Source organism: Herbiconiux sp. J20-20 (genome assembly GCF_057365085.1).
The window spans coordinates 285,443-297,239 of record NZ_CP195122.1 but is presented as its reverse complement, the minus strand read 5'-3'; the positions used below and the strand labels follow the sequence as shown (position 1 = coordinate 297,239).

The 11,797-nt window shown below is 68.6% G+C and carries 7 protein-coding genes; 4 read left to right on the top strand and 3 right to left on the bottom strand.

Annotated features, from left to right (window positions below):
- Nucleotide 1 precedes the first annotated feature (1 nt).
- The 4 genes from ACR3ZA_RS01375 to ACR3ZA_RS01360 all read left to right on the top strand — a co-directional run bounded on the left by ACR3ZA_RS01375 (nucleotide 2) and on the right by ACR3ZA_RS01360 (nucleotide 5,295).
- Entirely contained in the window at nucleotides 2-598 is a 597-nt protein-coding gene (locus ACR3ZA_RS01375) for a DUF3000 family protein (RefSeq protein ID WP_473659406.1), read from the top strand.
- A complete protein-coding gene (locus tag ACR3ZA_RS01370) occupies nucleotides 591-1,826 on the top strand; it encodes an HRDC domain-containing protein (RefSeq protein ID WP_473659404.1) in 1,236 nt (411 codons plus the stop codon). Before ACR3ZA_RS01375 ends, ACR3ZA_RS01370 begins: the two co-directional genes overlap by 8 nt.
- A 110-nt stretch (nucleotides 1,827-1,936) precedes the next feature.
- On the top strand, nucleotides 1,937-3,133 hold the full coding sequence (locus tag ACR3ZA_RS01365; RefSeq protein WP_473659401.1) for an acetyl-CoA C-acyltransferase: 1,197 nt from the start codon (nucleotides 1,937-1,939) through the stop codon (nucleotides 3,131-3,133).
- 5 nt (nucleotides 3,134-3,138) lie between these two features.
- Complete coding sequence (locus tag ACR3ZA_RS01360) at nucleotides 3,139-5,295, top strand: 3-hydroxyacyl-CoA dehydrogenase NAD-binding domain-containing protein (RefSeq protein WP_473659399.1); 2,157 nt, start codon at nucleotides 3,139-3,141, stop codon at nucleotides 5,293-5,295.
- A 74-nt stretch (nucleotides 5,296-5,369) separates the two neighbouring features.
- Here ACR3ZA_RS01360 and ACR3ZA_RS01355 read toward each other — a convergent pair whose 3' ends face one another.
- The 3 genes from ACR3ZA_RS01355 to acnA all read right to left on the bottom strand — a co-directional run bounded on the left by ACR3ZA_RS01355 (nucleotide 5,370) and on the right by acnA (nucleotide 11,764).
- Nucleotides 5,370-6,869: a DHA2 family efflux MFS transporter permease subunit gene (locus ACR3ZA_RS01355; RefSeq protein WP_473659397.1), complete on the bottom strand. Its 1,500-nt coding sequence runs from the start codon at nucleotides 6,867-6,869 to the stop codon at nucleotides 5,370-5,372.
- Nucleotides 6,870-6,988: 119 nt separating this feature from the next.
- Complete coding sequence (gene dxs / locus ACR3ZA_RS01350; RefSeq protein WP_473659395.1) at nucleotides 6,989-8,938, bottom strand: 1-deoxy-D-xylulose-5-phosphate synthase; 1,950 nt, start codon at nucleotides 8,936-8,938, stop codon at nucleotides 6,989-6,991.
- 9 nt (nucleotides 8,939-8,947) lie between these two features.
- A complete protein-coding gene (gene acnA / locus ACR3ZA_RS01345; RefSeq protein ID WP_473659393.1) occupies nucleotides 8,948-11,764 on the bottom strand; it encodes an aconitate hydratase AcnA in 2,817 nt (938 codons plus the stop codon).
- Nucleotides 11,765-11,797 lie beyond the last annotated feature (33 nt).

The following is an 11,797-nucleotide window of genomic DNA, read 5'->3' as shown; positions in this document are numbered from 1 at the left end:
GGTGGCTGCTCCAGTGTCTGACCTCACGGAACCCGCGGCATTCCAGGCCGCGGTGACGACCGTGCGCAGCGCCACGGTGCGGTCAGAGCTCGTGCTCACCGAGATTCCGGCGCCGACCGGTCTTGCCCCCTCGGCCATCGCGTTCGCCGCCGACGTGCGCCCGTCCTCGCACGGTGTCGACTCAGTGCTCGGCACCGGACGGTTCATCCTGCTTCACGATCCCGACGAGCCCGAGGCGTGGGGCGGCCCCTTCCGCATCGTCTGCTTCGCGCAGGCACCGCTCGAGACCGACATCGGCCTCGACCCGTTCGTCGCCGACGTAGCATGGTCCTGGCTCGTGGACGCCCTGGCGGCGCGTCACGCTGAACATCTCGCCGAGTCCGGCACTGCGACGAAGATCTTGTCGACCGGCTTCGGCGAGCTCGCCGGGCACGGCGATGGTGCGCAGATCGAGATCCGCGCCTCGTGGACACCGCGCGGCGATGACTTCGACGCACACCTCGAAGCGTGGGGCGACCTGCTGTGTCTCCTGGCGGGCCTTCCCCCGTCGGCAGACGTCGTCGGGCTCTTCCCTCGACACCGGATGGCTCGTGACTGATCAACTTCCCCCTGAACCCCTGACGCCCGCTCCGGCCGCTCACCACGCCGTGATCGAGACCCGCGACGACTACCTCGCCGCGGTCGAGGCGCTGGCGGCGGGCACCGGCCCGTTCGGGGTGGACGCCGAACGGGCCTCCGGTTTCCGCTACTCGCAGCGCGCGTACCTCATCCAGGTCTTCCGCACCGGCGCCGGGACGTTCCTGTTCGATCCGCCGGCGATCGGCGATTTCTCGGAGCTTGCGGCCGTCATGGCGGATGAAGAGTGGATTCTCCACGCCGCCAGCCAGGACCTGCCCTGTCTGCGCGAGGTGGGGCTCGACCCCGCCCGCATCTTCGACACTGAGCTGGGCGCACGGCTCGCGGGCCTTCCGCGCGTCGGTCTCGGCGCGGTGGTCGAGCAGCTTCTGGGGATCCACCTCGCCAAGGAGCACTCCGCGGCCGACTGGTCGACGAGACCGCTCCCGCAGAGCTGGCTGGTCTACGCCGCCCTCGACGTCGAGCTTCTCCCCCGCCTGCGCGATGAGATCGCGGCCATCCTCGACGCGAACGACAAGAACGAGATCGCTCGCCAGGAGTTCCAGGCGGTGCTCGATCGCCCGGTCGTCGAACGCGCCGAGCCCTGGCGCCGGCTGTCGGGAGTGCAGTCGCTGCGCAACGCCCGCCTTCTCGCCATCGCGCGCGAGCTCTGGATCGCGCGCGATAGCTACGCGCAGGAGATCGACACCGCGCCGGGCCGACTCGTTCCCGACTCCTCGCTCGTCGCCGCCGCACGCCGCGCGCCCGCGACGAAGAAGGAGCTGGCGGGGATCAAGGAGTTCACGGGTCGCGCGAGCCGGAGCCAGCTCGACCGCTGGTTCGCGGCGATCGAGGCCGGGCGCACGACCGAGGATCTGCCCGCGGTGCGGCCCCCCTCGGATCAGCTTCCCCCTCCGCGCATCTGGGCCGACCGCAACCCCGAGGCCAACGCGCGGCTCAAGGCGGTGCGACCTGCGCTCGACGAGCTCGCGCAGTCGATGGCGCTCCCGCTCGAGAACCTGCTGACCCCTGATTTCGTGCGCCGCGTGGCGTGGACGCCGCCGGAGCCGCTCAGCGCGGAGACGATCGATCGAGCCCTCGAGGAGCTCGGAGCGCGACCCTGGCAGCGTGCGGCAACCGCACAACTCATTGCCGACATCTTTGTCGATCCGCCCCAAGAGCCCGCCGCCAGCGCCGAGAGCGATTCGTAGGAAGAATCAAAGGACGCGACGGAGTCGTCTGGCCTTCGTAAGATTCGGACTATTCCCGTCTGCGCCACCGCGGAAAGCCCGCGGTCGCTCGAGAACGCTCAGGAGGCATCGTGGCCCACGGAAAAGAAGTCGTCTTTGTAGATGGAGTTCGCACTCCATTCGGCCGAGCCGGCGAAAAGGGTCAGTACTGGGGCACCCGCGCTGATGACCTGATCGTGAAGGCGATGATCGGCCTTCTGGAGCGCAACCCCAACGTTCCTCAGGATCGCATCGACGACGTCGCGATCGCCGCGACCACGCAGCAGGGCGACCAGGGGCTCACGCTCGGTCGGACCGCCGCGATCCTCGCCGGCCTCCCGATCACGGTGCCCGGCTACGCGCTGGATCGCATGTGCGCCGGCGCCATGACGACCGTCACCACCGTGGCGGGAGCGATCGCCTTCGGCGCCTACGACCTCGCCATCGCCGGCGGCGTGGAGCACATGGGCCGTCACCCGATGGGTCTCGACGCCGACCCGAACCCGCGCTTCCTCTCCGAGAAGCTCGTCTCGCCGGACGCCCTCAACATGGGCATCACCGCCGAGCGCCTGCACGACCGTTTCCCCTCGCTCACGAAGGAGCGCTCGGACCGGTTCGGCATGGCCAGCCAGCAGAAGGTCGCCGCCGCCTACGACGCGGGCAAGATCCAGCCCGACCTCATTCCGGTCGCCATCAAGACCTCCGAGGGCTGGGGGCTCGCGACCAAGGACGAGGGCCTGCGCCCCGAGACGACGATGGAAGGCCTCGCCGGCCTCAAGACGCCGTTCCGGCCGCACGGTCGGGTGACGGCGGGCAACGCCTCCCCGCTCACCGACGGCGCCACCGTGTCGCTGATCGCCAGCGCGGACGCCGCGGCGGAGTTCAACCTGCCGGTCAAGATGAAGCTCGTGAGCTTCGGCTTCGCGGGCGTCGAGCCCGAGGTGATGGGCATCGGACCGATCCCGAGCACCGAGAAGGCGCTGCGCAAGGCCGGACTCACGATCGATGACATCGGGCTGTTCGAGCTCAACGAGGCCTTCGCGGTCCAGGTGCTCTCCTTCCTCGACCACTTCGGCATCGACGACGAGGACCCGCGCGTCAACCCGTGGGGCGGCGCCATCGCGATCGGACATCCGCTGGCCTCGTCGGGCGTTCGCCTGATGATCCAGCTCGCCCGCCAGTTCGAAGAGCGCCCCGATGTCCGCTTCGGCCTCACCGCGATGTGCGTCGGTCTGGGCCAGGGCGGCAGCGTCATCTGGGAGAACCCGCACTACACCGGAAAGAAGTAAGACGGATGGCCAAGACGACGACGACCGAGACCCCCGACTTCTCCAAGCTCCTGGGGCTCGACCCCGATGAGGTCGTCACGCACTCCTACGTGCGCGACGTTCCTCTGCCGAGCGGCAAGACTCTCGCGCTCATCACGCTCGACAACGACCGCGACTACACGCGCCCGAACACCCTCGGGCCACAGACGCTCGTCGAGCTGGGCGAGCGTCTCGATGAGCTGACCGCGCGCGCCACCGCCGGAGAGATCCACGGCGTGGCGATCACCGGCAAGCAGTTCATCTTCGCCGCGGGTGCTGACCTCTCGCGGGTCGGCGACATCCCCGATTTCGAGACGGGGCTGCTGATGGCGCAGCTGGGCCACCACGTGCTTGGCAAGCTCGGCGAGCTGGGCGTCCCGTCCTTCGTGTTCTACAACGGCCTCGCCCTCGGCGGCGGGGTCGAGATCGGCCTCAATGCGACCTACCGGACGGTCGACTCCTCGGTGCCGGCGTTCGCGCTTCCCGAGGTGTTCCTCGGCCTCATTCCGGGTTGGGGCGGCGCGTGGCTGCTGCCCAACCTGATCGGCATCGAGAACGCCCTCGAGGTGATCATCTCGAACCCGCTCAAGAACAACCGGATGCTCAAGGGCCCCCAGGTGTTCGAGCTCGGCATCGCCGACGCGATGTTCGGTCCGGCGATGTTCCTCGAGGAGTCGCTGCGCTGGGCCGACGGCGTCCTCAGCGGCACGGTCAAGGTCAAGCGACCGAACGAGCCGGGCAAGCTGGAGCGGGCCGTCAAGTGGGATGTCGCGATCGGCATCGCCGAGAAGACGCTCGCCAGTCGCATCGGGCGCGTCGCGAAGAGCCCCTACCGGGCACTCGAGCTCCTCAAGGCGGCGAAGAACACCGACAAGGCCACCGGTTTCGCGGCGGAGGACGCCGCGCTGGCCGAGCTGATCGCGGGTGACCAGTTCCGCGCCTCGATCTACGCCTTCAATCTGGTGCAGAAGCGCGCCAAGAAGCCCGCAGGCGCCCCTCCGAAGGAGCTGGCGCGGCGCATCACGAAGGTCGGCGTGCTCGGCGCGGGGCTCATGGCCTCCCAGTTCGCGCTGCTGTTCGTGCGCCGCCTGCAGGTGCCGGTGGTCATCACCGACCTGGATCAGGCGCGCGTCGACAAGGGCCTGGACTACATCCGCGGCGAGATCGATGCGCTCCACGAGAAGGGCCGGATCGGCTCCGACGAGGCGAACCAGCTGCGGGCGCTCGTGACCGGCACGACCGACAAGGCCGACTTCGCCGGCTGCGACTGGGTCATCGAGGCCGTGTTCGAGGAGGTCGGCGTGAAGCAGGAGGTGTTCGCCCAGGTCGAGCCCTTCCTCTCCGACGAAGCAATCCTCGCGACCAACACGTCATCGCTCTCCGTCGACGAGATCGGCGCGAAGCTCGCGCACCCCGAACGGCTGGTCGGATTCCACTTCTTCAACCCGGTGGCGGTCATGCCGCTCATCGAGGTGGTGAATGCGGCGAAGACCGATGAGGAGTCGCTCGCCACGGCCATGTCGATCGCGGCGAAGCTGCGCAAGACGGCGATCATCACGACTGACTCCCCCGGCTTCATCGTCAACCGCGTGCTGGCGAAGGTGCTGGGCGAGGCGATGCACGCGGTCGAGCAGGGCATGTCGTTCGATGACGTCGTGGAGGCGGTGCGTCCGTTCGGGATGCCGATGGATCCGTTCGTGCTGCTCGAGCTGGTCGGCCTGAAGGTGGGGGCTCACGTCCTCGACACGCACCACGCCGCCTTCCCCGAGCGGTTCTATGAGAGCGCGGCCCTGCATGAGCTCGCGGAGCACGGTCAGATCTTCGAGAAGGATTCGAAGGGCAAGACCAAGGGCTACGACAAGAAGGCGCTCGCGATCGTCGCGAAGCACCGTCCGGCCGACGCCCAGCCGCTCACGCCCGAGCAGCTGCGCGTTCAGCTGGAGGACGGCCTGGCCGACGAGATCAAGCGGATGCTGGACGACGGTGTCGTCGCGGCCGCGGAGGACATCGACCTGGCCATGATCCTCGGCGCCGGCTGGCCGTTCCAGATGGGCGGCGCGACGCCGTACCTCGACCGGGTCGGGGCGAGCGAGCGAGCCTTCGGCGCCGCATTCCACGAGCCTCGAGTCGCCGGCGTCAGCTGACCGCCGTCACCACGAGAGCGGGCCGTCTCCCTGGGAGGCGGCCCGCTCTCGTTGGTGTGCGACGCGCTCGGTGCTCAGTGATCCGCGGGGGCAACCGCTTCGAGCTCGGCATCGGTGACTTCCGGCCGCGCGGGGCGCCGCACGAAGAAGCTCGCGGGAATCAGGGCCAGCGAGACGATCGCCCCCGTGAAGAAGGCGAGACGCACGCCGACGGCGAGCTCGTCGGGCGTGGCGACGTTCGGGTCGGGGGCTCCGGTCGCGATCGTCCCGATCGTGAGGAAGGCGATGAAAAGGGCCGCACCCGCGGCACCCGCCACCTGCTGGATCGTCGCGACGGTCGCGCTGCCGTGGGAGTACAGGTGCGGCGGCAGCGCCCCCAGCCCCGAGGTGAACAGCGGCGTGAACAGCAGCGCGAGGCCCACACTGAGCGCGACGTGCGCCGCGACCAGGAGCCCGACCGGCGTGTCGGTCGAGATCAGGGTGAGCCCCCAGAACACCGCACTCACGATCACCGCGCCGGGGATCACGAGCGGTCGCGGTCCGACGCGGTCGTAGAGTCGACCGACGAGCGGCCCCATGAGCCCCATGATCAGGCCGCCGGGCAGCAGAATCATCCCGGTCTGAACCGCCTCGAGTCCCAGCACGCGCGCCGTGTAGATCGGCAGCACGATCACCATGCCGAACAGCGCGACCATGGCAATCGACAGCATCGAGATCGACACGGTGAAGGTGCGAGATCGGAACGTGCGAAGGTCGAGAAGGGGGCGGTCGGACCGCTGGAGCATGAGCTGCCGCGCGACGAACGCCGCCAGGAAGACGAGGCCGATCACAAGCGGCACGGTCGGCGGAACCAGCACCTCGCCCTCCGCCGCCTCGCCGAAAGTGGAGAGACCGTAGACGATCCCACTGAACGCGAAGGCCGACAGGACCACCGAGAGGCCGTCGAGCGGCGCTCGTCGCGGCTCCGAGACGTTGGGCACGCGCGCGATCCCGACGCCGAGCATCACGAGCGCGATCGGGAGCATCACCCAGAAGATCCCCCGCCAGGTGGAGACCGCGAGAATGAGTCCGGCCACGATCGGGCCGATGGCCGGCGCCATCGACATGACGATCGAGACCCGCCCCATGATGCGACCGCGTGACTGCATCGGGACGAGGCTCAGCACGCTGGTCATCATCAGCGGCATCATGATCGCCGTCCCACTGGCCTGAACGACGCGCGCCGCGACGAGCAGCCCGAAGGTCGGGGCGATCGCCGCGAGCAGAGTGCCGGCGCTGAACAGCACCATCGCGACGATGAACACCGGGCGGGTGTTGAGACGCTGCAGCAGCCACCCGGTGATCGGGATGACCACCGCCATGGTGAGGGCGAAGGCCGTCGTCAACCACTGGCCGAGGGCCGGTGTGACGTCGAGGTCGTCCATGATCTCGGGGATCGCGACGCTCATGGTCGTCTCGTTCAGGAACACGACGAAGGTCGCTGCCAGAAGCAGCACGAGGGCGAGGCGCGTCTGGGCCGACAGCGGCTCGACGCCCGACTGCGGCGTCGCAGCGGCAGGCGAATTGTGGGTCACGTGAGCACTCCGGAATGAGAGAGGAAAGGGGCCGAGACGGCCGAAGGCGCCCGCGCAGGCGGCGCACCAACAACGATAACCCGAGCAGCCGACAGATGATTCCCGGATTTACGCTCGGATTACTCTCGCTCGGCGTCGATCCGATCCGAGCCGAGCGTGAGCTCCTCGGGCAGCGGGCGTGCGACGGGGATCCGCGTGCCCAGCACCTGAGCCACGATGTCACGGGCGATGCGCTGGTCGGTCAGCCCGACCTGCTCGAGGATCTCATCGCGCGAGGCGTGGTCCAGGAACTCGTCGGGAAGCCCCAGCTCGTCCACGGCAGTGTCGACGCCGGCGGCCCGGAGGTCCTGACGGATCCGCGTGCCGACACCGCCGACCCGAATGCCGTCCTCGATCGACACCACGAGGCGGTAGGTCGCCGCCATCTCGATGACGCTCGTCGGCACCGGAACGACCCAGCGCGGGTCGATCACGGTCGCACCGATGCCCTGCGCGGCGAGCCGCTCAGCCACCTGCAGTCCCAGCTTCGCCATCGGGCCGACCGTCACGATCAGCACGTCGCGGTGACCCGCCTCGCGCAGCACGTCGACGCCGTCGCTGGTGCGGCGCACGGCTTCGAACTCGGTGCCGACGCTGCCCTTGGAGAACCGCACGACAGTCGGCGCATCCTGCACCGCGACCGCCTCGCCGAGTTCTTCGCGCAGTCGGCTGGCGTCACGAGGCGCCGCGATCCGGATGTTCGGAACGACCTGCAGGATGGCAAGATCCCACATGCCGTGATGGCTGGCCCCATCGGGCCCGGTCACCCCGGCGCGATCCAGCACGAAGGTCACGCCCGCCTTGTGCAGGGCGACGTCCATGAGCACCTGGTCGAAGGCACGGTTGACGAAGGTCGCGTAGAGCGCGACGACCGGGTGCAGACCGCCGAACGCGAGCCCCGCCGCGCTGGCGACGGCGTGCTGCTCGGCGATCCCGACATCGAGCACACGATCCGGGTACTTCTCGGCCAGCCGGTGCAGACCGGTCGGGCGAAGCATCGCCGCCGTGATGCCGATGATGCGCTCATCTCCATCGGCGAGATCGACGATCTCGTCGGCGAAGACGCTCGTCCACGACGGGCGACTCGCCGCATCCACCGGCTCCCCCGTCTCGGGGTCGATCTGCCCGACGGCGTGGAACTGGTCGGCAACATCGGCCAGGGCGGGCTCGTAGCCCCAGCCCTTCTGCGTGATCGCGTGCACGATGACGGGAGCGTCGTACTCCTTGGCCTGGCGGAACGCCTGCTCGAGTGCCCGTTGATCGTGGCCGTTGACCGGGCCGACGTACTTGATCTCGAGGTTCGAGTAGAGCGCCTCGTTGTTGCTGAAGCGCGAGACGAAGCCGCGGATCGCCCCGCGGGTGCCGCGGTAGACGGCACGGCCGACCGGACCGAGGTGGTTGAACAGCTCGCGACTCGTGAAGTAGAGGCGGCGGTAGGCGCGTCGGGTGCGCACACCGCTCAGGAAGCGCGCCATGCCGCCGATCGTCGGCGCGTAGGAACGACCGTTGTCGTTGACGACGATGATCAGGCGACGCGAGTTGTCGTCGCTGATGTTGTTGAGCGCCTCCCACGTCATGCCGCCGGTGAGGGCGCCGTCGCCGACGACGGCGACGACATAGCGGTCGGTCTGCCCGGTCATCGCGAACGCGCGCGAGATCCCGTCCGCCCAACTGAGCGAGCTCGACGCGTGCGAGCTCTCGACGATGTCGTGCTCGGACTCGGCGCGCTGCGGATACCCGGCGAGCCCGCCGCTCTGCCGCAGTCGCGAGAAGTCCTGTCGGCCGGTGAGCAGCTTGTGAACGTAGCTCTGGTGGCCCGTGTCGAAGATCACCGCGTCCCGCGGCGAGTCGAACATGCGATGGATCGCCATCGTCAGTTCGACCACGCCGAGGTTCGGACCGAGGTGCCCGCCGGTCTTCGAGACCTCGGACACCAGGAACCGGCGGATCTCCTCAGCGAGCTGCGAGAGCTCCTCCGGCGACAGACCGTCCAGGTCGCGAGGCGACCGGATGGACTCGAGAATCGACATGAGTCGAGCCTAGACGAGCGACCTCAGCACGTACTGGAGAATCCCGCCGTTGCGGTAGTAATCGGCTTCACCGGGGGTGTCGATGCGAACCACCGCGTCGAACTCCACGACCGACTTGCCCGCGGGCGAGTGCTCGCTCGGCGCGGCCGTCACGCGGACCGTCTTCGGCGTGGTGCCCGCGTTGAGCTCCTCGAGCCCGGCGATGCTGACCACCTCGGTTCCGTCCAGCCCCAGGCTGTCCGCCGTCTCGCCGGCCGGGAACTGCAGCGGCACGACGCCCATCCCGATCAGGTTGGAGCGGTGGATGCGCTCGAAGCTCTCCGCGATGACGGCGCGAACGCCGAGCAGCGAGGTGCCCTTCGCGGCCCAGTCGCGGCTCGAACCCGAACCGTACTCCTTGCCGGCGAAGATCACGAGCGGGGTGCCCGCGGCCTGGTAGTTCGTGCTCGCGTCGTAGATGAACGACTGCGGGCCGTCGGCCTGGGTGAAGTCGCGCGTGTAGCCGCCCTCGACGTCGTTGAGCAGCTGGTTGCGCAGACGGATGTTCGCGAAGGTGCCGCGGATCATCACCTCGTGGTTTCCGCGACGCGATCCGTAGGAGTTGAAGTCCTTGCGGTCGACGCCGTTGGCCTGCAGGTACTGGCCCGCGGGGCTGTCGGCCTTGATCGAGCCAGCCGGCGAGATGTGGTCGGTCGTGACCGAGTCACCGAGCTTGGCGAGCACGCGGGCTCCGGCGATATCGGCCACCGGCGTGGTCTCGAGCGTCATGCCCTCGAAGTACGGGGGCTTCCGCACGTAGGTCGACTGCGCGTCCCACTCGAACACCTCGCTGTCGGGCGTCGGCAGCGAGCGCCAGCGCTCGTCGCCCTCGAACACGCTCGCGTACTCGTGGGTGAACATCTCGGTGTCGATCGAGGAGTCGATCGTCTGCTGCACCTCGGCGGCGTCGGGCCAGATGTCCTTCAAGAAGACGTCGTTGCCGTCCTGGTCGGTGCCGAGCGCGTCGGTCTCGAAGTCGAAGTTCATCGACCCGGCCAGCGCGTAGGCGATGACGAGCGGCGGGCTCGCCAGGTAGTTCATCTTCACGTCGGGGCTGATGCGACCCTCGAAGTTGCGGTTGCCCGAGAGCACCGCGGTGACGGCGAGGTCGTTGTCGTTGATGGCCGCCGAGATCTCGTCGAGCAGCGGGCCCGAGTTGCCGATGCAGGTGGTGCAGCCGTAGCCGACGGTGTAGAAGCCGAGCGCCTCCAGATCGTCGGTGAGCCCTGCCTTCGCGTAGTAGTCGGTGACGACCTTGGATCCCGGGGCGAGCGTGGTCTTGACCCACGGCTTGGCCTTCAGGCCCTTCTTGTTCGCGTTGCGGGCGAGCAGGCCGGCCGCGAGCATGACGCTCGGGTTCGAGGTGTTCGTGCAGGAGGTGATCGCCGCGATGGCAACGGCGCCGTGGTCGAGGGTGAAATCGCGGCCGTCGGCCAGCGTGACCGCGGTCGGCTTCGAGGCCGAGGCGGGCGCGTGGCTCACGTGCACGTGCGAGAACTCGTGCGCCGAGTCCTCGTCCTGGGCAGTGAAGCCGATCGGGTCGGAGGCGGGGAAGGTTCCCTCGACGGCGGCGTCGACGCGCGAGTGCGCGTCGCCCGCGTAGGAGAGCAGGTCCTCTCCGAACTGCGTCTTGGCGTGGCTCAGCTCGACGCGGTCCTGCGGACGCTTCGGGCCGGCGATCGACGGCACGACGGTCGAGAGGTCGAGCTCCAGGTACTCGCTGAACTCGGGCTCGACCGCGGGGTCGTGCCAGAGCTTCTGCAGCTTCGAGTAGGCCTCGACGAGCTTCACCTGCTCCTCGCTGCGGCCGGTGAGACGCAGGTAGTCGAGCGTCACGTCGTCGATCGGGAACATGGCGGCCGTCGAGCCGAACTCGGGACTCATGTTGCCGATCGTGGCGCGGTTGGCCAGCGGAACGGCCCCGACGCCCTCGCCGTAGAACTCGACAAACTTGCCGACGACGCCGTGCTTGCGCAGCATCTGGGTGATCGTGAGCACGACGTCGGTCGCGGTGACGCCGGTCGGGATCGAGCCGGAGAGCTTGAACCCGACGACCTTGGGGATGAGCATCGAGACGGGCTGGCCAAGCATGGCCGCCTCGGCCTCGATGCCGCCGACGCCCCAGCCGAGCACGCCGAGGCCGTTGACCATCGTGGTGTGCGAGTCGGTGCCGACGAGCGTGTCGGGGTAGGCGCGCAGCACGCCGCCGACCTCACGGGTGAAGGTGACGCGGGCCAGGTACTCGATGTTGACCTGGTGGACGATGCCGGTTCCCGGCGGAACGACCTTGAAGTCGTCGAAGGCGGTCTGACCCCAGCGCAGGAACTGGTAGCGCTCGCCGTTGCGCTCGTACTCGATCTCGACGTTGCGCTCGAGCGCGTTCTCGGTGCCGAAGAGGTCGGCGATGACCGAGTGGTCGATGACGAGCTCGGCCGGGGCGAGCGGGTTGATCTTGTTCGGGTCTCCCCCGAGCTCGGCGACCGCCTCGCGCATCGTGGCGAGGTCGACGATGCAGGGAACGCCGGTGAAGTCCTGCATGACGACGCGGGCCGGGGTGAACTGGATCTCGGTGTCCGGCTCGGCCGTGGGCTGCCAGCCGCCGAGCGCCTCGATCTGCGACTTCGTGACGTTGGCGCCGTCCTCGGTGCGCAGCAGGTTCTCGAGCAGCACCTTGAGACTGAACGGAAGCTTCTCGTGACCGGGGACCGTGTCGATCCGGAACACTTCGTAGTCGGTGTCACCGACGCTCAACGTAGTGCGGGCGTTGAAACTGTTGACCGTCGACACTGTGGGACTCCCTCTACCGTCCGCAGCGATCTC

Excerpts from the sequence above, each read along its gene's own strand:
- ACR3ZA_RS01360 (WP_473659399.1), top strand. The coding sequence starts at position 3,139 with ATGGCCAAGACGACGACGACCGAGACCCCCGACTTCTCCAAGCTCCTG.
- dxs (WP_473659395.1), bottom strand. The coding sequence starts at position 8,938 with ATGTCGATTCTCGAGTCCATCCGGTCGCCTCGCGACCTGGACGGTCTG.